The sequence below is a fragment of the Streptomyces sp. NPDC104581 genome (assembly GCF_055583685.1).
Genome location: NZ_JBVJNN010000006.1, coordinates 1 through 21,857, shown reverse-complemented (window position 1 = coordinate 21,857; position 21,857 = coordinate 1). Strand labels below are relative to the sequence as shown.

Genomic DNA, 21,857 nt, shown 5'->3' with positions numbered 1-21,857 from the left:
CCCCCCGCGCCACCGCTTCGGTGTCGCTGCGTGAACCACCCGATCGGATCACTGCGCGAACGCCCCCGCACGGCGGACCATGGGTCAACGCACACACCCCGTGCGCCCCGTCCGTCCGTGAGGAGCCCCAGTTGCCTCGTGACGCCTCGCCCCGCCGTTATCTGATGTGCCCACCGGCGCATTTCAGAGTGACGTACTCGATCAACCCGTGGATGGATCCGTCGAAACCGGTGGACCTGCCGCTGGCTCTCGCGCAGTGGGAGGTGCTCCGCGACCGCTACCGCGCTCTCGGGCACACCGTCTCCCTGCTCGAACCCCGACCCGACCTGCCCGACATGGTGTTCGCCGCCAACGGCGCCACGGTCATCGACGGCCGTGTGCTCGGCGCGCGGTTCGCGCACCCCGAGCGGACGCGGGAGGCCGAAGCGCATCTGGCCTGGTTCCGCGCGCGTGGCTTCACGGACATCCACGAGCCGGCGCACATCAACGAGGGCGAGGGCGACTTCGCCGTCACCGCCTCGTACATCCTGGCGGGGCGGGGCTTCCGGTCCAGTCCTCTCTCGCACGACGAGGCACAGGAGTTCTTCGGCCGGCCGGTCATCGGTCTCGATCTGGTCGACCCGCGCTACTACCACCTGGACACCGCGCTCTGCGTCCTGGACGACGCGGCCGACGAGGTCATGTACTACCCCGGCGCGTTCTCGCCCGGCAGCCGGGCCGTGCTGGCCCGGCTGTTCCCGGACGCGATCATCGCCCAGGACGCGGACGCGGCGGCCCTCGGGCTCAACGCCGTGAGCGACGGCCGCCATGTGCTGCTGCCGCAGGCCGCGGCCGGGCTCTTCGCGCCGCTCAGGGACCGCGGTTACGAGCCGATCGCGATGGACCTCGGTGAGCTGCTCAAGGGCGGTGGCAGCGTGAAGTGCTGTACGCAGGAGCTACGGCAGGAGCAAGAGCTGGACGTGCGGCGGGAGTTGCTGCTCTCAGCCTGATTCCGGCGACTGATCCGGTGACCGGTCCGGTGACGCATCCGGTGACCGGTCCGGCGCGTTGTCGCGCCGCGCGTCGTGGGGCGGCCAGGCGTCGCCCCACGACACGTCCCGCGCCGACCGGTAGAGCGGACCGTGCCGCTTGCTCACCGTCTCGCGCCGCAGTCCGTCCGTCTCCGTACAGAGGTCGAGCAGCATCTGCCCCTTGCGGGTCTGCGGCTTGCGGGTCACCCGCGCCCGCACCGGCTCGGCGGCGAGGCGCACGGCGGCCACATAGCTGAACTTCTCGTCCTCGTACGCCAGCGAGCCGCCCTTCACCTGACGGTGCAGCGACGACCGGCTGACCCGCGCCGCGAAGTGGCACCAGTCCGTGCCGGGTTCGATGGGGCAGGCGCCGCTGTGCGGGCAGGGCGCGGCGACGCGCAGGCCCGCCCCGATCAGCACGTCGCGGGCCTCGATGACGCGCTGGTAGCCGTCGGGCGTCCCCGGCTCCACGATCACGACGGCCTGCCCGGCGCGCGCCGCCTCGGCGACGAGGGCGGCCCGGTCGCCGTCGGTGAGTTCGTTGAGGACGTACGAGACGGTGACGAGGTCGCTGCCGGGCAGCGTGAGGCCCGTACCGATCCTGGTACGGCGCCACTCGACGTCCCGCAGCCCGGGGACCCGCGAATCGAGGGCCAGCTCACGGCCGAGGGCGAGTGCGGGCTCGGCCCAGTCCAGCACCGTGGTGGTACGTCCCCCGGCCGCGCCCTCCTCGCCTTCGCCGCCCCCGTGGCCGTCGCCGTCGCCCTGATCCGGCCAGGTTGCCTCCGCCGCCCAGACCGCCGCCCCCGTGCCACCGCCGACATCCACATGCCGGGCCGGCGCCCACCCGGGCGCGGCGGCGGCGAGCGCTTCGAGCGCGGACCGTACGGCCTCGAACGTCGCGGGCATCCGGTACGCGGCGTAGGCGGCGACGTCGGAACGGTCACGCAGAAGCGGTGTACCGGTCGGGGTGGCTCCCCGGTAGTTGGCGATCAGCCGCTCGACGGCGCGGGCGGCCTGGCTCGGCGGCAGTCCGTCGAGCAGTCCGGCCAGTGCGGCACGCAGGGCTTCGGCGGTGGGGAGGGAGGCGTTCACCGCCGAAATTGTAGGCGTCCCGGCAGTGGCCTGAATCCGACCGTCCCACACTCGGCGGGCAGCTGACGGGCACGGAATCGGGGTTGAACGGGCTGCGGCGGGCACCCGCCCAGTTGCTACGCTGACGGCCGTTGCCGCTCCATCGCCACACCGTGCTCGCGGGGGGACCAAGTTGTCGTTTTACCGTGCTCGCGGTCTGACGCCGATGTCCTTGATGACCAAGCGGCAGAAGATCGTGCGCTTCTCACTGATCACCGGTGTGCTGATCCTGGTGATGCTGCTCGTCCTGGCGAGCTGCGGCGGGAGCAAGGAAGAGGCCAAGCCCCAGAAGCAGCGCGTCGTCAGCACCGGTCCGGACACCCAGCTGAACGTGCCCGCCGGCTACGACACCCGGCGCGGCTGGGAGATCTCGGACGTGTCGCCGCAGTACGCGGTGGCGTCCGCGACAGGGCTCGTCGCGTATCTGGCCAGGATCGACGAGAGCCGGTACCAACTGCGTACCCAGAACGTCTCGACGGGCAAGGCCGGTTGGTCGGGCGCGGCGTGGCGGCCCCTGGCGCCGGTGGACCGGTATCCCCGGCTGCTCTCGCTGACCAAGGGTGACAAGCAGTACTTCGTGACCTGGTCGTACGGGCGGCTCGGCGAGTACGCGCTGGCGTCGGCCGACTCCCTGATCTCCCTCGACGTGTACGACGCGGCCACCGGTGAGCAGCGGCGCGTCGAGGTCCCCTGGGGGGACGCGCCGACCGTCACCGGCGCCGGACCGGGCATCCTGATCAGCGACGGCAAGGCCATCAGCGCGGTCGTCGACCCGGCGACGGGCGAGGTGTCGAGGACGGCGCCCGGCTCGCTCGGCTATCCCAAGGGCTGCGCCAACTGCAAGAAGCTGACCGAGGTGCGCGGGGTGACCGCGAAGGGCCTGCTGGTGAGCGGGGCGAAGGAGTTCTGGGTACGGGGCGGCTGGTTCAGCCGGAAGGTCGCGCCGAAGGGCACCGAGCCGACGTCCGGGGTGCCGGCGTCCATGTCGTACGGCCATGTTCTGGCCAAGTGGCAGAAGAAGAAGGGCGCGAAGGACGCCGCCACGCACGACATGTGGGTGGTGCACGACCTGGACAGCGGCAAGGCCGTGGCGCAGGTGCGGTGCCGTAAGCCCGCGATCAACTCCGGCGCCGATCCGCAGCTCGTATCCTCCCCCGACGGCCGCTATGTCATCGCGGGCAGGCTCGCCTTCGACCTGGACGAGAAGAAGGGGTACTGCTTCGAGGAGGCGGACGGCACCAGGCCGCTGACGCTGACCTCGGTCTCGGACGCGGGTACGGCGTACGGGGCGACGAAGGCCCGCAACGTGACGGACGCGCTCTCCGGCGGCGGCAATCCGGTCGAGGTGGATCTCGCCACCGGTGAGCCCGAGCCGCTGGCCCTCAACGTGCGCCTGCCGGCCGGTGACACGAGCGGGATGGGGCTGTTCCGCTGGACGGACGGCAAGGACCGCCCGCATCTGATCGCCTACTCGCTGCGCGAGGAGGACTGACCGTCGGGTCCCGGTCCCGGGGCCCAACGGCCTTACGGCTCAGGCGTTCTCAAGGGCTGAAGGGCTCAGGGACCGGTCAGCTCCGTGGTCGCCGCCCGGTGGTGGGACCGCCAGGGGCGGCACAGCGCCAGGAAGCAGACGAGCGACCCGGCTCCGCACACCACCTGCACGACGGCCATCGGGACCGCGGTCGCCTCGCCCGCTATCCCGACGAGCGGTGAGGCGATGGCGCCGATCAGGAACGACGCCGTGCCGATGAGGGCGGAGGCCGACCCGGCGGCGTGCGGGGTCCGCATCAGCGCCTGGGTGTTGGTGTTGGGCATCGCGAGCCCCATGGCCGACATGAGGACGAACAGGCCGGCGGCGATGCCGAACAGGCCCGGCTCGCCGAACACCCCGCTCGTCATCAGCAGCAGCGCCACCCCGGCGAGTGTGATGACGACGAGGCCGAAGGCCAGCACCTTGTCCATGCTGACCCGGCCCACCAGCAGCCGGCCGTTGATCTGTCCGACGGTGATCAGACCGATGGAGTTGACGCCGAAGAGCAGGCTGTACGTCTGCGGGGACGCCCCGTAGATCTCCTGCACCACGAACGGCGAGGCCGCGATGTACGCGAACAGGGCCGCGAAGGCGAGGCCGCCCGCCAGCATGTAGCCGGTGAAGACCCGGTCGGCGAGCAGTCCGCGCATCGTGCCGAGCGCTTCGCCGACGCCGCCGCTGTGGCGCTTCTCACTGGGCAGTGTCTCGTGCAGCCACTTCACGACGACGAGGGTCAGCGCGATGCCGACGACCGTCAGGACGACGAAGATGCCGCGCCAGTCGGTGACCTGGAGGACCTGGCCGCCGATCACCGGGGCGATGACGGGCGCGACTCCGGAGATCAGCATCAGGGTGGAGAAGAACCGGGCCATCTCGACGCCGTCGTACAGGTCGCGCACCACGGCGCGGGCGATCACGATGCCCGCCGCGCCCGCCAGTCCCTGGAGGAGGCGGAAGACGATGAGCAGTTCGACGGTGGGGGCCAGCGCGCAGATGGCGGTGGCGAAGACATAGACGACCATGCCGAGCAGCAGGGGCTTCCGGCGTCCCCACTTGTCGCTCATCGGTCCCACGACGAGCTGCCCGAGGGCCATACCGGTCAGACAGGCGGTGAGGGTGAGCTGCGCGGTGGCCGCCGATGAGCCGAGGGCGCGGGTGACGGCGGGGAGCGCCGGGAGGTACATGTCCATCGACAGCGGCGGCAGTGCGGTGAGTCCGCCGAGGACGAGCGTGACGACGATGCCCGCACGGCGGGCGGCGGGGATACCGACGGCGGTGTCGGTCTTCTTCGGGGTGGGGGCTGCGGGTATGTGCCCTTCGCGTGTGTCTGTGGTTCGGCCGCCGTCCGGCATTCGCATCTCCATGTAGTTGAAACCCTCCCTATGCTCTCAGCTCGGGCCGAGTGGTCGTGACCTGTTTCTGTGTAAGGGGCATTTATGACGGCGGAACGTGACGGAGACGACGGAACCGGCGGGACCGGTGGGGCCGGCGGTGAGCGCGCGGTGCGCTGGGGCGTCCTGGCGACGGGTGGTATCGCGGCGAGGTTCGCCGGGGACGTGGGGGCGATGCCGGGCGCCGAAGTCGTCGCCGTGGCCTCGCGCGGTGAGGCGTCGGCGAAGGCGTTCGCCGACCGGTTCGGCATCCCGCGGGCGTACGGCGGGTGGGCCGGGCTCGTCGCCGACCCGGACGTGGACGTGGTGTACGTCGCGACGCCGCACTCGGCGCACCGGGCCGCGGCCGGGCTGGCCCTGGAAGCGGGAAAGGCGGTGCTCTGCGAGAAGGCGTTCACCCTCAACTCCCGTGAGGCGCGGGAGCTGGTGGCGCTCGCGCGGGAGCGGGATCTCTTCCTGATGGAGGCCATGTGGATGTACTGCAGTCCGGTGGTCCGGCGGATGACGGAGCTGATCGCGGACGGCGCCATCGGCGAAGTCCGCACGATCCAGGCGGACTTCGGACTCCAGGGCCCGTTCGGTCCGGAGCACCGGCTGCGTGATCCGGCGCTCGGCGGCGGTGCGCTGCTGGACCTCGGGGTCTATCCGGTGTCGTTCGCGCAGCTGATCCTGGGCGAGCCCGACCGCGTACAGGCCGACGCGCTCCTCTCGCCCGAGGGCGTGGATCTCAACACGGGGATGCTGCTGGGCTGGGAGTCCGGCGCGACGGCGCTGCTGAGCTGTTCGGTGACGGCCGCGACTCCGTCGACGGCGACGGTGACCGGCACGGCGGGCCGGATCGAGCTGCCGACCGGCTTCTTCGCACCGGACTCCTTTGTGCTTCGCCGGGACGGGCGCGATCCCGAACAGCACACCGCCGAGAGTCCGTTGACGGGGATGCAGCATGAGGCGGCCGAGGTGATGCGGTGTCTGCGGGCCGGCGGGACCGAGTCGCTTCTGGTGCCGCTGGAGGGCAGTCTCGCGGTGATGCGGACGCTCGACGCGGTACGTGACCGCGTCGGCGTCCGCTACCCGGTGGACGAGCGTTTCTGACGGCTCGTCATATCCAGCGCGAGCTCACGTTCCGTCAGCTCGTCCGGCGTCAGACGGGCTTGAGTCCGGGGTCACCGGCCTCCGTCACGAAGGACCCGGCCGTCGAGAGGGGCGCGCCGGGTGTCGTGACGGCGGAGACCGTCTTGAAGTCGGCGCGCGCCTCCCGGCGGCCGAGCGTGACGGTCACATAGCCGCGCCGTCCGTTGTAGAACTTCATGTGCGGGTTGGCGGTGGTGAGGTTCTCCCAGTTGGCCGGCCTGTCCGCGCCGTCCTTGCCGCTGGCGATGGACGTGGCGACGATCTCGGTGCCGACGGTGCGTGAGTCGGGGTCGTCGAAGTCGGCCTTGAGGTCGAAGCCGTAGCCGACGTGCACATCGCCGGTGAGCACCATCAGATTGTCGAGGCCGGCCGCCGCCGCGCCGTTCAGGACGCGTGTGCGGGAGGCCGGGTAGCCGTCCCAGCCGTCCATCGACAGCTTGAAGTCGGGCCGGGGCACGTCGCGGCGCTGCGCGAACGTCACCTGCTGCGGCACGACGTTCCAGAGCGCGCGGGACTGCCGCCAGCCGTTCAGCAGCCAGCGCTCCTGTGTCTCACCGGTCATGGTGCGCGCCGGGTCCTCGGACTCCGGCCCCGGGACCTGCCAGCCGTCCCCGTACGCCTGGTTGGAGCGGTACTGGCGGGTGTCGAGGATGTCGAACTGCGCGAGGCGCCCGAAGTGGAGCCTGCGGTAGAGCCGCATGTCGGGTCCTTCGGGCCGCTGGGGGGTGCGCAGCGGCTGGTTCTCCCAGTAGGCGCGGTAGGCGGCGGCCCTGCGGAGCAGGAACTCCTCCGGCGGCACGTCGTTCTCGGGGGTCTCGTCCGCGTAGTTGTTCTCGGTCTCGTGGTCGTCCCAGGTCACGATGAACGGGTGGGCGGCGTGCGCGGCCATCAGGTCCGGGTCGGACTTGTAGAGGCCGTAGCGCAGCCGGTAGTCCTCCAGCGTGACGGTCTCGCGGTTGTAGTGCGCGGGCAGCCGCCGGTCGGTGTAGTCGCGGGCGCCGCCGACCGCCGTCACGGCGTACTCGTAGAGGTAGTCGCCGAGGTGGACGACGACGTCCAGGTCCTCGGCGGCCAAGTGGCTGTACGCGGTGAAGTAGCCGTCGTGGTACGCCTGGCAGGAGACGGCGGCCAGCTTGAGTTCCCCGATGTTCGCGGAGCGCGCGGGGGCCGTGCGGGTACGGCCGACCGGGCTGATCCATCTCCCGGCGCGGAAGCGGTAGAAGTAGAAGCGGTCCGCGTCGAGGCCGGTGACCTCGACGTGGACGCTGTGGTCGAACTCGGGGTGGGCGGTGGCGGCGCCGCGTCTGACGATCCGGGTGAACCGCTCGTCGTGGGAGAGTTCCCAGCGTACGGAGACCCTGTTCCGGGGCAGACCGCTGTCGGACTGGTACGGGCTGGGCGCGAGGCGGGTCCAGAGCAGGACGGACGCGGGCTGCGGGTCACCGGAGCCGACCCCGAGCGTGAAGGGATCGTTCCTGATCTTCGCGGCGTCCAGCTCGGCGGCGCTCGCGGTGCCCGCCGTGGGCAGGTTGACGGCGAAGGCGAGCGCGGCGGCGGCGCCGGTGACGGTGAGGAACCCGCGGCGGCCGAGATGGGCCGCGGCGGCCCGCAACTCGGGCGAGTGAGCGGCGGCGGTCCGGCCGGCGGGCGTACCTGTGCGTGCGGGTGTCATGTGATGTGCCCCTCCCCTGACGGCTGTTGTCAGAGGAAGTGCAGCCGTACGCGACGACCGATCGTTGTCGGGTACACAACATCAGGATGTCCGCCCGATGAGTTCCCCGTGCGCTCCGCTCCTCCCGTACGCTGCGGGCCCATGAACGCTGAGCGGAAGATCGCCGTGGTGACGGGAGCGGGTTCGGGCATCGGACGGGGCGTCTCGCTCGCCCTCGCCGGGGCGGGCTGGTCGGTGGTGCTCGCGGGGCGGAAGGCGGAGCGCCTGGCGGAGACCGCGGCGCTGGCGCCGGACGCGGACCTGGTCACCGTACCGACCGACGTGGCGCGGCCCGAGGACGTGGACGCGCTCTTCGGGACGGTGCGCGAGCGGTACGGCAGGATCGACTTCCTCTTCAACAACGCGGGCACGTTCGGCCCCGGCGGCGTACCGCTGGAGGAGCTGGCCTACTCCGCCTGGCGCAAGGTCGTCGACACCAATCTGACGGGCTCGTTCCTGTGCGCGCAGGCGGCGTACCGGCTGATGAAGGACCAGGATCCGCAGGGCGGGCGGATCATCAACAACGGGTCGGTCTCGGCGCACGCGCCACGCCCGGACTCGGTGGCGTACACGGCGACGAAGCACGCGCTCACCGGTCTCACCAAGTCGCTGTCCCTGGACGGCCGTCCGTACCGGATCGCGTGCGGGCAGATCGACATCGGCAACGCGGCCACGGACATGACGCAGCGCATGCGGCGCGGCGTCCCGCAGGCCAACGGCGAACTGGCGGTGGAGCCGGTGATGGACGCGGCGGACGTGGCGACGACGGTGCTGCACATGGCGGAGCTGCCGCTGGAGGCGAACATCCAGTTCGCGACGGTGCTGGCGACGACGATGCCGTTCGTCGGACGGGGTTAGGTCCTGTCTTCCCACCGGCGTCTGGCACCTGGGACGCGTCCTCTCCGCGTTGTCGTGAGTCGGCCGGCTACGTCCGGCACGAGGGCGGTACTCCGCCTTGATCGCCGTGGCCGGCCGGTTCACAGAGTGGCGCGCGGCCCAGATGTCCGGCGAGCGCGGACGTGGCCGTGGCCGCACCCGTCGATGAGGTGCCCGCCTTCACGCCCCGGGCCAGCAGATGGAGCCGGCGCGACCGGGGCTCCAGCAGCTCACAGACATCGAGTGCCGGGCCGGGCGGGCCGGGGTCGACGGCACGGCGCGGTACGACGGCGAGCCCCACTCCGGCGGCGCGATCGCACGCACCGGGCGCCGCGGGCCCCGGCCGGCGGGCGGACGACGCCAGTACGAGGAGAGGACCCGGCGCCCGGCCGGCCTCGGCGGGAATGCCCCCGCGTCCGGCGTCGTTGGCACGCGCATGAGTGAACTCGGACTGACCGGCGAGGTCCTGCGCTACACCGCCTTCTCGACCGATCCCGCCGGGGGCAACCCCGCCGGGATCGTCCTCGACGCCGCCGGGCTCACGGACGACACGATGCTCGCGATCGCCGCCGGCCTCGGGTACAGCGAGTCGGCCTTCCTGACGGCGGCCCCGGACGGTGCAGGTGAGCCGGGGCGGTCCTTCGCGATCAGGTACTTCAGCCCGAAGGCGGAGGTCCCGTTCTGCGGACACGCCACCGTGGCCGCCGCGGTGGCGCTGGCGGAGCGGATCGGCGCGGGTGAAGTGGTCTTCGGAACGCGCGCCGGGACCGTCCCCGTGACGGTCACCGCCGGCGCGGACGGCGGTGCGCCGCGCGCCACGCTCACCAGCGTCGAGCCGCACACCGAGGACGTCACCGACGCCGACCTCACCGAGGCGCTGGTCGCGCTCGGCTGGCCGGCGGCCGATCTCGACCCGGCCCTGCCCTCACGCATCGCGTACGCCGGTGCCCGCCACCTCGTCCTCGGCGCGGCGACGCGCGCCCGGCTCGCGGACCTGGACTACGACTTCGCCCGCCTCGAAGCGCTGATGCACCGGCTGGACCTGACCACGGTCCAGCTGGTGTGGCGCGAGTCGGCGGACATCTTCCACGTACGCGACCCGTTCCCGGTGGGCGGCGTGGTCGAGGACCCGGCGACGGGCGCCGCGGCGGCGGCGTTCGGGGCGTACGCGCGTGAACTCGGCCTCGTCCCCGAGGCGTCGGTGCTCACCCTCCACCAGGGCGTGGACATGGGCCGGCCGGGCGTACTGACGGTGGAACTGCGTCCGGGCGACGCTCGGGTCCGCGTTTCGGGCACGGCGACCCGGATCCCGGCGTCGCTCCGGGACGGGTCCGCAGAGTAGCGCCGCCCGCCCGGCTACTTCGGATCGGCGACCCGCGCGTACCAGCTCTCCGCCTCGTCCCCTGCGAGGACGCGTTCGAGCACCAGGTCGCCGCTCATCCCGGGGAAGTACCGGCCGGCCGGCCAACTCCGTTCGTACGGGGGCGGGTCGAGGACCAGCAGCCGCGCGCCCTCCACGACGGGGATGTCGGACGGGGTCCCCTCGTTCCAGATCCAACTGCCGTCGGGGGCCGTGAGGTTGTACGTGCCGATGGTGAGGGACTGCCCCTCCTTGTCCCGGCACACGGCTATCGCCTCGGCGGTCGGGCCGTCACCCGGCACGTGCAGCCCGCCGATGAGCGCGCCGGCCACCAGCGTGTGGAGCTGGAAGTTGTCGCCGATACCGGTCATCCGCATCAGATAGGCGGTGCGCGTCGCGCGGTGCAGCACGACCAGCGGTTCGTCGTCGAGCACGCGCAGCGCGTACACGAGCCCCTTGAACTCCTCCCCCGCGTCACCCGCCGCGGCCCGCACCCGCTCGACGAGCGACCTCAACTCGCCCCCGTCGGCCGCGATCACCTGCCGTACGGCCTTGCTGTTGAGCAGCGCGAGCGAGGCCATACGCCACTCGGGGAGCGTCCACCAGCCGAGCGCGGCCTCGAAGCCGACCCGGCCGATCACCTCGTCGCCCAGCTCGTCCTCGCCCGGATCGGGCAGCTCGCCACCGCCGGTGGCCGCCCAGCGGCCGGTGAAATCGAGGGCGGCGGTGAACGCCTCCCGTACCGCCGCGAAGAGACCCGGCACGCACGGCAGGGGGTCGGCCCCGCGCTCGACACAGGCGCCGACGAGCACCGCCGTCACCGCGCGCGGCCCCGGCGGGACCTGTTCGAGGAGGGCGGCCAACCGGGGCGCCCCGCCGTGGAGTTCGGCCTGGTCCGCTTCCTGGAACGCCCCGTGGAGCAGCGGGAAGGCCCGGTCGAACCGCTCGCCGTCCTGGTCGCGCACGGCGGACTCGAACGCGGCGAGCGCGTCCGGGAATGTGTGTGGTGCCGATGTCATCCGGCAAACCTATGCGACACCTCTGACACCCGACGTCTCACTCCTCCGGCCCGCGCTGTTACCCGCACGGCCCAGCCCGCCCGCCTATGCTCACGGGCATGGAGCAGAGCGAGGTCCTGAAGCGTGTGATCGGCATCCTGACGCAGGCCGGTGACTGGCAGCGCCGGCTTGAGGAGGACACCGGTCAGGAGCAGGACATGGACGCCGAGATGGGCGTCGTGACCGAACTGCTCAACGAGACGATGCCCCGCGTCGAGGTCCCGGCCGACGCGACCCCCGAGGAACTCAGCGCCCTCCTCGGCCGGGAGGTCGGCGGCGCCGTGGAACAGCTCGTGGGGGCGTTCACCCTCGCCTTCGTGACCCTGGCCCGCGTCCACGACGCCGGCGGTCCGGAGGTCTCGTCGGCGGACATCCTCCAGGACCTGGCCCTGCGCGCCGAGGAGATCTGACCGCCGGTCCTTTCAGCGCCCCCGGTTCCGTGGGTGGTCACGGGCCACGCGCTCGTTCCCGAACCGGTACGCCCCGGTCCACCGGGCCATCACCAACTGGGCGTCACCCGCCTCGACCTGCGCGACGAACTTCTCCGCACGCCCGCCCCGGAGCGTGCTCGCGACCCGCCCCCGGTGCGTGATGACGACGGTCCCGTCGGTGTGCCGCTCATAAGTGAATCCGGAAGGTCGGGGCATGCCCCCATCCTCGCCCCTGCCGCGCCCACGGACATCCCCCCGGGGCGGGGCCCAAGGGTGGCGGCAGACGAGTCGGGCTCTACGCCGGATTCTGTCGCCCGGTCGCCTCGCGGCGGCCGGGGAGACGGCCATCCATCTAGGACCGGCGTTGCCGCCGGCCTCGTGCGGTCTACCCGCGGACTCGGGCGGGCAGCCCTCGGACGTCCGCGCAGGGCCGCCTCGCGACGGCCCCTCTTGACCTTGCTCCAAGTGGGGTTTACCTAGCCGCCCGAGTCACCTCGGGCGCTGGTGGTCTCTTACACCACCGTTTCACCCTTACCCGGCGCCGGAGCGCCGGGCGGTCTGTTTTCTGTGGCACTGTCCCGCGGGTCACCCCGGGTGGGCGTTACCCACCACCTTGCCCTGTGGAGTCCGGACGTTCCTCGGGAGGATCCAGGATCCTCACGCGGCCGTCCGCCCGGCTCGTCTGCCGTGATCGCCATGGTACCCGCCCGGCGTTGCCCCGGGCGCCCGGCCGATCCTCCTTGACCTTGTCGCAGCGTCAGGGTTTCTACTGAGGGCATGCGAATCGGAGAGATCGCCGCGCTCGTGGGGGTCACCTCTCGGGCGGTGCGGCACTACCACCATCTGGGGCTTCTGCCGGAGCCCGGGCGGCGGTCCAACGGCTACCGCGTCTACACCGTGCGGGACGCCGTCCTCCTCGCCCGGATCCGGCGGCTCTCGGAGCTGGGGCTCAGCCTGGACGAGGTACGGGACGTGCTCGCCGACGACGCGGGGCGTGAGCTGACCGAGGTGCTGGGTGAGCTGGACGCCGATCTGGCGCGGCAGGAGGAGGAGATCCGGAACAGGCGGCGCAGGCTCGCCGAGCTGATGGCAGGGACGCTGCCTCCGGAGGGCCCCGTGTCGCCCGCGCTGGCGCGGCTGCTGAGGGCCATGCCGGAGACCACGTCCGCGATGGCGGCCAGGGACCGTGAACTGCTCACGCTGCTCGACACGGTCGGCGGTGACGAGATCGTCTACGACGCCCTGCTCCCGCTGACGCACGACCCGGATGTCCTCGCGCTCTACGAACGCCTCGACGACCTCGCCGACGCGGCGGCCGGTGATCCGCGCGTGGGGCCGCTCGCGGAGGCGCTGGCGGCCGTCATCCCGGCGGAGGTGCTGGCGCGGCTGAGGCGGGCGGAGGGCCCCGCGCCGGAGGGGTTCGGCGAGGCGTTCCTCGCCGATTTCGCCCCCGCCCAGGCGGAGGTGGCACATCAGGTGATGGAAGCGCTCGCGAAGCGGCTGGAGGGGGAGGGAGAGGGATGAACAAGGTCGTGTGGGTGATGGTGCCGGCCGAACTCACGCTGGTCGTGTGCCTGCTGGCGGGCGTGGACGTCCCGGCGCCGGTGATCTGGACCGCCGAGGCGGTCGTGCTCACCGTCGTGGCCGTCGAGGCCGTGCTGGTGCGGCGGCAGTACATGGCGGCACGGCTCGCCGGAGGCGCGCGCCGGGCCGCTCTCGCGCGGGCCGTCGAGGCCGCCGTACCCGCCACCGCGCGCCGGCTGCTGGCCAACGAGGCACGCGGAGTGACCAGCCTCGTACGGTGGGTGGCCCGGCGCACGCACGGTGTGCGCGAGGGCGACCTCGCCGCCCCGTACACCGGACCGCAGACGGCGATGATGTACGGGCTGCTCTTCGTGGCCGTCGTCGAGACCGTGGCGCTGGCGATACTCGTCCCCTGGCCGCTGGTGCACATGATCCTGCTGGTGCTGGACGTGTACGGCGTGCTGATGGTGCTCGCCCTGCACGCGGCCTGTGTGACCCGGCCGCATGTCGTGGGGGCGGACGGGTCGCTCCGGGTGCGCTGGGGCGCGCTGTTCGACATGCGGATCGGGAGCGGTCAGATCAGCTCGGTACGGGTCGAACGCCGTTACCCGGACGGCTCGTTGATCAGGATCGACGAGCCCGGCGGGACGCTCGACCTCATCGTGGGCGGTCAGACGACCGTACGCGTGGACCTGACCGAGCCGGTCGGGTTCGTACGGCCGATGGGCGGGCGCGGCACGGCGACGGCGGTGCGCTTCCACGCGGACGACCCGGCGGCGCTCGTGTCCCGGCTCACACAGCTCAGGAAGGCGCTCGCGGAGGCACCGGCCGCGGCCACCGACGAGGACGGGATCACGAGCGGCGTCGCCTAACCTGGGCGGCCGGGGGCCGCACCCCCCGTTCCGTACGTCCTTGAGGAGAACCACCGTGCTCGTGCTGTTGCCGCCGTCGGAGGGCAAGGCCGCTTCCGGCCGCGGGGCTCCGCTGAAGCCGGAGTCACTGTCACTGCCCGGACTGGCCGGGGCACGGGCCGCCGTGCTGGACGAGCTGGTCGAACTGTGCGCGGCGGACGAGGAGAAGGCCGCGGAGGTCCTCGGTCTGAGCGAGGGGCTGCGCGGCGAGATCGCGAAGAACGTGGAGCTGCGGACCGCGGGGACCCGGCCGGCCGGGGACATCTACACCGGTGTGCTGTACGACGCGCTCGGCCTCGCCACGCTGGACACCGCCGCGCGGCGGCGGGCGGGGAAGGCGCTGCTGGTCTTCTCCGGACTCTGGGGCGCGGTGCGGATCGGCGACCGGATTCCGTCGTACCGCTGCTCGATGGGTGTGAGGCTCCCGGGCATCGGCGCGCTGGGCGCGCACTGGCGCAAGGCGATGGCGCCCGTGCTGCCCGAGGTGGCCGGCGGCGGGCTCGTACTGGACCTGCGTTCGTCGTCGTACACACCGGCGTGGCGGCCCTCGGGCGATGTCGCGGCCCGGACGGCGACGGTACGTGTCCTGCACGCGCAGGTCGTGGACGGTGTCGAGAAGCGGTCGGTGGTCAGCCACTTCAACAAGGCCACGAAGGGACGCCTGGTGCGGGACCTGCTCGTGGCCGGTGCGAAGCCGCGCCGGCCCGAGCAACTGGTGAACACATTGCGCGAGTTGGGGTACGTGGTGGAGGTGGCGGCGCCCGGCGGGTCCGGGCGTGCGTGGTCGCTGGACGTGGTGGTGTCGGAGATTCACTGACGCCCCCCGCACCCGGTTGTTGCGCAGGGCGCAACGCTCGTTGCGAGGAGCGCGGGTGGCGCGGCAGGATGACGGCATGACCTCCGTGCTGGACCTCGCTCCCGTTGTCCCCGTCGTCGTCGTGGACGATGTCGCCGACGCCGTACCGCTGGCCCGCGCCCTGGTGGCCGGCGGGCTGCCCGCGATCGAGGTGACCCTGCGGACCCCGGTCGCGCTGGAGGCGGTCCGGGCGATCGCCGCGGAGGTGCCGGACGCGGTGGTCGGCGCCGGGACGGTGATCTCGGCGCGGTCGGTGACGGACTCCGTGACCGCCGGGGCGCGCTTCCTGGTCAGCCCCGGCTGGACGGAGACGCTGCTGGAGGCGATGCGGGCGTCCGGGGTGCCGTTCCTGCCCGGTGTCTCCACGGCGTCGGAGGTCGTGGCGCTGCTGGAACGGGGCGTGAACGAGATGAAGTTCTTCCCGGCGGAGGCGGCCGGCGGGACGGCGTATCTCAAGGCCCTGGCGGGGCCGTTGCCGCAGGCACGGTTCTGCCCGACGGGCGGGATCTCCCCGGCGTCGGCGGGTACGTATCTGGCGCTGCGCAACGTGGGCTGCGTGGGCGGCTCCTGGATGCTGCCGGCCGACGCGATCGCGGCGAAGGACTGGGGCCGGGTGGAGAAACTGGCCCGCGAGGCGGCCTCCCTGCGCTGAGGCGCCGCCCTTTCTGTCTCCAGGCCGCCGGGCCCCGTCCGGCGGCCTCTCCGTTCCGCGCGTCCCCGGCAGGGCCCATCCCCAACGGCGTCGGCCCGCACGACCGGCTCCCCCCGCGGGCGGCCACGGGCCCGGTACGGAAGGGCCCGTGGCCGCCGAAGTGGCGTGCGCCCGCCCGGCGTTCGGCGCCTGAAGGCCGGGCGACCGGAGTCGGCCACGGAAGTCCGCCCGCCGAAGCGACGCGGCTCACCGGCCGAAGACCACCGCCCGGCCGGGGCGGCCCGCGGCTGCCTCCCGAGCCCCGGGCCCCCGCTCAGCGCAGATGCGACGTGTCGTTCAGCAGACGCAACGACGCGTTGCCGTCCGCGTAGTAGGCGACCGCCGACAGCGAGGCCCCCGACAGCTCCATCCGGAACAGGGACTCCGGCGGCGCGCCCAGTGCCAGTCTGACCAGGGTCTTCACCGGTGTCACATGGGTGACGACCAGCACCGTACGGCCCGCGTACCGCGTCAGCAGGGCGTCACGCGTGGCGGCGACCCGCGTCGCGACGGCGCTGAAGCTCTCCCCGCCGCCCGTCGGTGCCACGCCGGGCGAGGCCAGCCAGGCGCTCAGGTCGTCCGGGTACCGCTCCCTGACCTCGGTGAACGTCAACCCCTCCCAGGCCCCGAAGTCCGTCTCGCGCAGCCCGTCCTCGACCTCGACGTCCAGTCCTAGCCGGGTGGCGACGGCGCCCGCCGTCTGGCGGCAGCGCAACAGCGGGGAGGAGACGACGGCCTGGATCTTGCCGCGCGCGGCCAGGGCGGTCGCCACGGCGTCGGCCTGCCTGCGCCCGGCGGCCGACAGCTCCGGGTCGCCGCCGCCGCTGCCCGAGAAACGCTTCTCGGGGGTGAGGGCGGTCTCGCCGTGCCGCAGCAGGACGAAGGTGGCGGGTGTGCCGAGGTCGGCGGCGCCCCAGCCGACGGAGGGCGCGGCCTGCTCGGGGACGGTGGTGGTGAGTTCGTACGAGGCGGCCAGCGCCGCGCGCGCCTTCGCCGCGCCGGCCGCCGCGTCACCGGGCGGCCCCTGGGCGGCGGGAGCGGCGGCCGGGCGCGCGGCCCTGCCTCCCGCCTTGGTGTCCAGCTCCGCCGTGGAGCCGGCGGGCTCCCACTGCTTGCCCTTCCGGCCCGCGTCCATCGCCTCGTTGGCGAGCCGGTCGGCGTGCTTGTTCTTCTCGCGCGGGATCCACTGGTAGCGGACCTGCCCCGTGGGAAGGATCCGCCCGGCCTCGGCGGCCAGCGGCTTCATGTCCGGGTGCTTGATCTTCCAGCGGCCCGACATCTGCTCCACGACGAGCTTGGAGTCCATCCGGACCTGGACGTCGGCGGCCGGGTCGAGCGCCTTCGCGGCCTTCAGTCCGGCGATCAGGCCCTTGTACTCGGCGACGTTGTTCGTGGCGACGCCGATGTACTCGGCGGCCTCGGCGAGCGTCTCACCGGTCACCCCGTCGATGACGACGGCGCCGTAACCCGCCGGGCCCGGGTTGCCCCGCGACCCGCCGTCCGCCTCGACGACGAATTTCGGCATCTACAGACCCGATTCGGCGGTGCGGACGAGGATGCGGCGGCAGTTCTCGCACCGCAGGACGGTGCTGGGGCTAGCCGCCTTGACCTCGTTGACCTCGGTGATGTTCAGCTCCAGCCGGCAGCCCTCGCAGCGGCGCTGGTAGAGGCGGGCGGCGCCGACGCCGCCCTGCTGGACGCGCAGCTTCTCGTACAGCTTGAGGAGGTCGGCGGGGATCGTCGCCGAGACCGTCTCGCGCTCCTTGGCCGCCGCCGACTCCTCGCCGCCGAGCTTCTCGGCTGCGGCGTCGCGGCGCGCGATCGCGTCGTCCGTCTTGGCCTGGACGGAGGAGACCCTCCCGGTCAGCTCCGCCGCACGCTCCTGCGCGGCCTCACGGCGCTCCATGACTTCGAGGACGACGTCCTCCAGATCACCCTGCCGCTTGGCGAGAGAGACGATCTCGCGCTGGAGGCTCTCCAGGTCCTTGGGCGAGGTGACGGCGCCCGAGTCGAGGCGCTGCTGGTCGCGTACGGCGCGCTGGCGCACCTGGTCGACGTCCTGCTCCGCCTTGGTCTGCTCGCGAGCCGTGTCGCTCTCCTCGGTCTGCGAGGCGACCAGCAGGTCCCGCAGCTGGGTGAGGTCCTTGGTCAGCGACTCGATCTCGGCGTGCTCGGGCAGCGAGTCGCGCCGGTGGGCGATCTGCTGGAGTCGCAGATCGAGGGCCTGGACGTCGAGGAGTCGGATCTGGTCGGCGGGTTCGGCGTTCAGTTGGGGGCTCCTGAGGGATGGTGGGAGGACCAGGGGTCGGTGACCGTATTCGAGACGTGGACCCGCAGGTCCCAGCCGTGGCGGTCGGAGATCTCGTCGAGCTGGGTGGCCGCGAGTTCGCACCAGGGCCACTCGGTGGCCCAGTGCGCCGCGTCGACCAGCGCCAGCGGTGAGTGCTGCGTGGCCTCCGAGACCGGGTGGTGGCGCAGGTCGGCCGTGAGGAAGACGTCCACACCCGCCGCCCGTACGTGGTCGAAGAGGCTGTCGCCGGATCCGCCGCTCACGGCGACGGTGCTGACGACGGAGTCGGGGTCGCCGGCCACGCGGATGCCCTGCGCGGTGGCGGGCAGCCGGTGCGCGGCGCGTGCGGCAAAGTCGCGCAGGGTCGCCGGACGGTCGAGTTCGCAGACCCGGCCGAGGCCCCGGCGGCCGGCCGGGTCGCTCGGGTCGGGCACGAGGGGCCGTACGACCCGCAGGTCGAGCGCGCCGGCGAGGGCGTCGGAGACTCCCGGATCGGCGCTGTCGGCGTTGGTGTGCGCGACGTGCAGCGCGATGTCGTGCTTGATGAGGGTGTGCACGACGCGGCCCTTGAAGGTGCCGGCGGCGACCGTCGTCGTCCCGCGCAGATAGAGCGGGTGGTGGGTGAGGATCAGATCGGCGCCGAGCCGCAGGGCCTCGTCGACGACGTCCTGGACGGGATCGACGGCGATCAGGACGCGGGTCACCGGGGCGTCGGGATCGCCGCAGACGGTGCCGACGGCGTCCCACTGTTCGGCCCGCTCGGGCGGCCAGAGGGCGTCGAACTGGGCGAGGACTTCGGACAGGCGGGGCACGGGGCAAAGGCTACCTGCCACCCCCGGTGCTCCGACCATGGGCGGCGGGCTCCCGACCGCCCGGACCCGCCCGCCGGTCGCAGTCCCGCGCGGTCGGGCAGGTCGGGCCGTCGCGCCGCACGGCGGACGCGGACACCACCGGCCCGGCCCGTCCGGTGCCCGAGGCCCGGGCCCGGGGGGCTGGGGCCCATGGCCCGGCATACGAGGCCCGGCATACGAGGCCCGGCATCGGCGAACGGGCCACCGGGCGGCGCCCGGTGGACCCGCCCGCGTCACTTCGCCAGGTAACCGCGCAGATCGTCCAGCACCAGTTCGGCCGCCGTCACACCGAGCCCCAGGTACCAGGTCTCGTCCGGCACGTCCTCGGCCTGCCCCGACTCGACGGCCTTGAGGTTCTTCCAGAGCGGGTTCGAGCGCGCGGTGTCCCGCTTGGTGGCCTTGGGGTCGCCGTACACACCGGTGAAGATCCAGTCGGCGTCCGCCTCGTCGATCTTCTCGGGGCTGACCTCGACGGCGAGATCGTTGATCTGCTGGTTCGCGGGGCGCGGCAGACCGGCGTCGTCGAGGATCGTGCCGATGAACGACGCCTTGGCGTACAGGCGGATCTTGCCCGGCATGTAGCGCACCATCGAGATCGTCGGCTTGTCGGCGCCGATGTCCGCGGAGAGCGCCTTCACCTTGGCGTCGTACGCGCCGAGCGCCTTCTCGGCCGCCGCGCTCCGGTCGAGCGCCGCCGCGTTGAGCCGGAAGTTCTCCTTCCAGGTGAAGCCGGGGCGGATGGAGAACACGGTGGGGGCGATCTTCGACAGTTCGTCGTACTTGTCGGCGGCGCGCAGCTGGCTGCCGAGGATGAGGTCGGGCTTCAGCGCCGCGATCGCCTCCAGGTTGAGGCCGTTGATGGTGCCGACGTCCGACGGGCTGCCCGCACCCTTCCTCAGGTACTCGGGTATGCCCTCGTCGCCCTCGGTGGGCGCGTAGCCGACCGGTTCGACACCGAGCGAGACGACGTTGTCGAACTCGCCCACGTCCAGCACGATCACCCGCTCGGGCCGCGCCTCCAGGACGGTCTCGCCCATGGCGTGGGTGACGGTGCGGGGGAACTCGCCCGGCTCGGCGTCGGTGCCGTAGCCCGCGGTCTTCGCCGCCGCCTCCGCGAAGTCCTCGCCGCCCTGGGCGACGGCCTTCTTGTCCGCTCCGGCGGCGGGCGAGGACTTCTCGTCCGAGCCTCCGTCGCTTCCGCAGGCCGCGAGGGAGAAGGCGGCGGCGAGGGCCACCAGCGCGGCCGTGCCGCGACGTCTAACGGACATCAGTGCTCCAAGAGTCTTACTTAGGGATGCCTTACTTTATCCACGCCCGCCCCGGCCTGCACAACCGCCCCCTCCCCCTCAGCCGAACCCCGGACCGGCCACCCTTACGTGTGAAGCGGGTGGGCCGGTGTTGTTCGGCAGCGAGTGCGAACCTAGCGTCGTCGCCGGAGGTGACGGAGCGATGACAGCCTGTGTCATGGAGAGCGCGGAGAACGTCGTACCGGACGGGGCCGCCCGGCTCGCCGGACTCGCGATCGCGGCGGACGGTTCGTACGCGGCGCGGCTGACCCTGGGTACGGACGGCGGCGCCGGCTCCCCTTCCCCGGACGCCGGGGAGCGGGCAGGGGCGGCGGAGCAAGGGGCCGGCGACGCGTGGTTCCCCGAGCGGTGGACGCTCGACGGGCCGGAGCCGTACGCCGTACCGCTCCCGCTCGACCAGCCCGAGGAGCCCGACGCCGATGTGCTGCCGCTGGCCGACGGGCGGGTGCTGATCCACCGTCGGGTGGCGGACCGGCAGGGGTTCTCGCTGCTCTACCCGACGGGGCCGGGGACGGGCGAGCTGCCGCTCGGCGCGGTCGAGTGCCCGGAGCTGACGCTGCTGCCGCCGTCGCCCGACGGCACGAGCGCCTACGCGCTGGCGCCCGGCGAACGGGGCACCACGGTCTGGCTGGTGGCCGGCGGCGCGTTCGGTCCCGAACCGGTGGCGACCGTGCGCGGACGCTGCACCGGCGGCGTCTGGCTCGACCGTACGGGGCGGCTGCTCGCCGTCGACCGTGAACTGGACGGCGTGGTCAAAGCGGTCGCCGTCGATCTGGAACGCGGCGGCGAGGTCAGCCCGCTGCTCCAGATCGCGGAGGGCAGCAACGACCGGCTGCAGCTCGCCGACGCCGACAGCGGTCTGCTGCTGATCCGTTCGGACGCGCCGGGTCAGGACCTCCTCGGCTGGGGCGTGTTGGGCAGCGCGCGGCCGGTGCGCTTCCCGGAGTGCCTGCGGCCGGCCGGCCGTGTCGTCACACCGTTCGCCGCCCAGCCGGGCCAGGTGCTGATGCCGGAAAGCTGCGCCGTCGCGCTGCGGATCGACGGCCCGGCCGGCACCTGGGTGGGGACCTGGCGGCCTTCGGGCCGGCGGCTCCACCAACAGCCGGCCCCCGAGGGCTGGTTGGCCGGGGCGGGGCTGTGGTCGCGGGACGGGGTGCTCCGACTGCCGTACGCCACGCGCTCGATGCCGTGCGGCGTGGCCCGGCTGGAGGTGCCGCGCGACGTCCCGCGCGAGGTGGCCGTGGAGACCTGGCACGGCGCGCCGCCGGAGGTACGGGCCGGATCGGCCGCAGAACCCGCACAAGCGGAGGCCGCGGGAGGCAACAGGTCCGCACCCGGGCCAACTCGCCTCGCGCGCAAGCCGGTTCCGTTGCAGCAGGCACCCCTCACCGGGCGTACGGCCGCCGGGTAGTGCTGGTTAGTATTTTGCCGCGGGTACCGGCCGGTCGGTTTCGGGGACGGCCGGCCCCCGTGTGCCAGCAGCGATGCAGCGATTTGACGGGGTGACTTCCCACATGTCCGAAAGCCGAACAGACACGGCCCAGGACCGTCCGCACCAGGCGGCCGGCGACGGAGACGGAACCGGCCACGGAAAACACCGGGGCGGGGCCGCCGCGGCCGACGACTCGCAGTCGGCGGCCCACGGACGCCACCGCCGTCCCGGCGAGAGCGCCGGGACGGCCTGAGCGCCGTACTCCGCCGCCGGGGGGGGGGGGGGGGGGGGGGGGGGGGGGGGGGGGGGGGGGGGGGGGGGGGGGGGGGGGGGGGGGGGGGGGGGGGGGGGGGGGGGGGGGG

The 21,857-nt window shown here is 72.9% G+C and carries 20 protein-coding genes and 1 other RNA gene; 11 read left to right on the top strand and 10 right to left on the bottom strand.

What is annotated here, in order from left to right:
* The first annotated feature begins 47 nt into the window (after positions 1-47).
* The gene (ddaH, locus tag ACZ61E_RS07295; RefSeq protein ID WP_469698615.1) at positions 48-989 is read left to right on the top strand and encodes a dimethylargininase; all 942 of its coding nucleotides are present in this window, start codon (positions 48-50) and stop codon (positions 987-989) included.
* On the opposite strand, the gene ACZ61E_RS07290 is transcribed toward ddaH, so the two are convergent.
* Complete coding sequence (locus ACZ61E_RS07290) at positions 981-2,105, bottom strand: small ribosomal subunit Rsm22 family protein (RefSeq protein ID WP_469698333.1); 1,125 nt, start codon at positions 2,103-2,105, stop codon at positions 981-983. The two genes, ddaH and ACZ61E_RS07290, sit on opposite strands and share 9 nt — an antisense overlap.
* Before the next feature lie 214 nt (positions 2,106-2,319).
* On the opposite strand from ACZ61E_RS07290, the gene ACZ61E_RS07285 reads away from it, so the two are divergent.
* Positions 2,320-3,636, top strand: a complete 1,317-nt coding sequence (locus tag ACZ61E_RS07285; protein ID WP_469698331.1) for a hypothetical protein — start codon at positions 2,320-2,322, stop codon at positions 3,634-3,636.
* Positions 3,637-3,701: 65 nt separating this feature from the next.
* On the opposite strand, the gene ACZ61E_RS07280 is transcribed toward ACZ61E_RS07285, so the two are convergent.
* On the bottom strand, positions 3,702-5,027 hold the full coding sequence (locus ACZ61E_RS07280; protein WP_469698613.1) for a multidrug effflux MFS transporter: 1,326 nt from the start codon (positions 5,025-5,027) through the stop codon (positions 3,702-3,704).
* Between the two features lie 84 nt (positions 5,028-5,111).
* On the opposite strand from ACZ61E_RS07280, the gene ACZ61E_RS07275 reads away from it, so the two are divergent.
* The gene (locus ACZ61E_RS07275) at positions 5,112-6,158 is read left to right on the top strand and encodes a Gfo/Idh/MocA family protein (RefSeq protein WP_469698330.1); all 1,047 of its coding nucleotides are present in this window, start codon (positions 5,112-5,114) and stop codon (positions 6,156-6,158) included.
* A gap of 49 nt (positions 6,159-6,207) precedes the next feature.
* Here the strand turns inward: ACZ61E_RS07275 and ACZ61E_RS07270 are convergent, their stop codons facing one another.
* Positions 6,208-7,869 carry an alkaline phosphatase D family protein gene (locus ACZ61E_RS07270; protein ID WP_469698329.1) on the bottom strand — a complete coding sequence of 554 codons (1,662 nt, stop codon included), beginning with the start codon at positions 7,867-7,869 and terminating at the stop codon, positions 6,208-6,210.
* A 141-nt stretch (positions 7,870-8,010) separates the two neighbouring features.
* Between ACZ61E_RS07270 and ACZ61E_RS07265 the strand changes: the two genes are divergently transcribed.
* Both ACZ61E_RS07265 and ACZ61E_RS07260 read left to right on the top strand, forming a co-directional pair.
* A complete protein-coding gene (locus ACZ61E_RS07265; RefSeq protein ID WP_469698327.1) occupies positions 8,011-8,766 on the top strand; it encodes an SDR family oxidoreductase in 756 nt (251 codons plus the stop codon).
* A gap of 454 nt (positions 8,767-9,220) precedes the next feature.
* Positions 9,221-10,126, top strand: coding sequence for a PhzF family phenazine biosynthesis protein (locus ACZ61E_RS07260; protein ID WP_469698326.1), 906 nt, complete (start codon positions 9,221-9,223; stop codon positions 10,124-10,126).
* 14 nt (positions 10,127-10,140) lie between these two features.
* Here the strand turns inward: ACZ61E_RS07260 and ACZ61E_RS07255 are convergent, their stop codons facing one another.
* Complete coding sequence (locus ACZ61E_RS07255; protein ID WP_469698325.1) at positions 10,141-11,163, bottom strand: hypothetical protein; 1,023 nt, start codon at positions 11,161-11,163, stop codon at positions 10,141-10,143.
* A gap of 86 nt (positions 11,164-11,249) precedes the next feature.
* Here ACZ61E_RS07255 and ACZ61E_RS07250 point away from each other — a divergent pair, with 86 nt between their 5' ends.
* Complete coding sequence (locus ACZ61E_RS07250) at positions 11,250-11,612, top strand: hypothetical protein (protein ID WP_469698323.1); 363 nt, start codon at positions 11,250-11,252, stop codon at positions 11,610-11,612.
* Positions 11,613-11,624: 12 nt separating this feature from the next.
* Here ACZ61E_RS07250 and ACZ61E_RS07245 read toward each other — a convergent pair whose 3' ends face one another.
* Positions 11,625-11,849 carry a hypothetical protein gene (locus ACZ61E_RS07245; protein WP_469698321.1) on the bottom strand — a complete coding sequence of 75 codons (225 nt, stop codon included), beginning with the start codon at positions 11,847-11,849 and terminating at the stop codon, positions 11,625-11,627.
* 64 nt (positions 11,850-11,913) lie between these two features.
* Positions 11,914-12,314, bottom strand: an RNA gene (gene rnpB, locus ACZ61E_RS07240) — RNase P RNA component class A.
* 96 nt (positions 12,315-12,410) lie between these two features.
* On the opposite strand from rnpB, the gene ACZ61E_RS07235 reads away from it, so the two are divergent.
* The 4 genes from ACZ61E_RS07235 to eda all read left to right on the top strand — a co-directional run bounded on the left by ACZ61E_RS07235 (position 12,411) and on the right by eda (position 15,576).
* On the top strand, positions 12,411-13,157 hold the full coding sequence (locus ACZ61E_RS07235; protein WP_469698319.1) for a MerR family transcriptional regulator: 747 nt from the start codon (positions 12,411-12,413) through the stop codon (positions 13,155-13,157).
* Complete coding sequence (locus ACZ61E_RS07230; protein WP_469698317.1) at positions 13,154-14,029, top strand: hypothetical protein; 876 nt, start codon at positions 13,154-13,156, stop codon at positions 14,027-14,029. Before ACZ61E_RS07235 ends, ACZ61E_RS07230 begins: the two co-directional genes overlap by 4 nt.
* A gap of 55 nt (positions 14,030-14,084) precedes the next feature.
* Entirely contained in the window at positions 14,085-14,885 is an 801-nt protein-coding gene (gene yaaA, locus ACZ61E_RS07225; RefSeq protein ID WP_469698315.1) for a peroxide stress protein YaaA, read from the top strand.
* Between the two features lie 76 nt (positions 14,886-14,961).
* The gene (gene eda, locus ACZ61E_RS07220) at positions 14,962-15,576 is read left to right on the top strand and encodes a bifunctional 4-hydroxy-2-oxoglutarate aldolase/2-dehydro-3-deoxy-phosphogluconate aldolase (protein ID WP_469698611.1); all 615 of its coding nucleotides are present in this window, start codon (positions 14,962-14,964) and stop codon (positions 15,574-15,576) included.
* A 313-nt stretch (positions 15,577-15,889) separates the two neighbouring features.
* On the opposite strand, the gene ACZ61E_RS07215 is transcribed toward eda, so the two are convergent.
* The 4 genes from ACZ61E_RS07215 to ACZ61E_RS07200 form a co-directional block, all read right to left on the bottom strand.
* Positions 15,890-17,140, bottom strand: a complete 1,251-nt coding sequence (locus ACZ61E_RS07215) for a bifunctional RNase H/acid phosphatase (RefSeq protein ID WP_469698314.1) — start codon at positions 17,138-17,140, stop codon at positions 15,890-15,892.
* A complete protein-coding gene (locus ACZ61E_RS07210; RefSeq protein ID WP_469698609.1) occupies positions 17,141-17,884 on the bottom strand; it encodes a zinc ribbon domain-containing protein in 744 nt (247 codons plus the stop codon).
* The gene (locus ACZ61E_RS07205; RefSeq protein WP_469698313.1) at positions 17,881-18,717 is read right to left on the bottom strand and encodes a Nif3-like dinuclear metal center hexameric protein; all 837 of its coding nucleotides are present in this window, start codon (positions 18,715-18,717) and stop codon (positions 17,881-17,883) included. The genes ACZ61E_RS07210 and ACZ61E_RS07205 overlap by 4 nt, the downstream gene beginning before the upstream one ends.
* A 272-nt stretch (positions 18,718-18,989) precedes the next feature.
* Positions 18,990-20,024 carry an ABC transporter substrate-binding protein gene (locus ACZ61E_RS07200; RefSeq protein WP_469698311.1) on the bottom strand — a complete coding sequence of 345 codons (1,035 nt, stop codon included), beginning with the start codon at positions 20,022-20,024 and terminating at the stop codon, positions 18,990-18,992.
* A gap of 181 nt (positions 20,025-20,205) precedes the next feature.
* Between ACZ61E_RS07200 and ACZ61E_RS07195 the strand changes: the two genes are divergently transcribed.
* Positions 20,206-21,474 carry a hypothetical protein gene (locus ACZ61E_RS07195; RefSeq protein ID WP_469698309.1) on the top strand — a complete coding sequence of 423 codons (1,269 nt, stop codon included), beginning with the start codon at positions 20,206-20,208 and terminating at the stop codon, positions 21,472-21,474.
* The last annotated feature ends 383 nt before the right edge of the window (positions 21,475-21,857 follow it).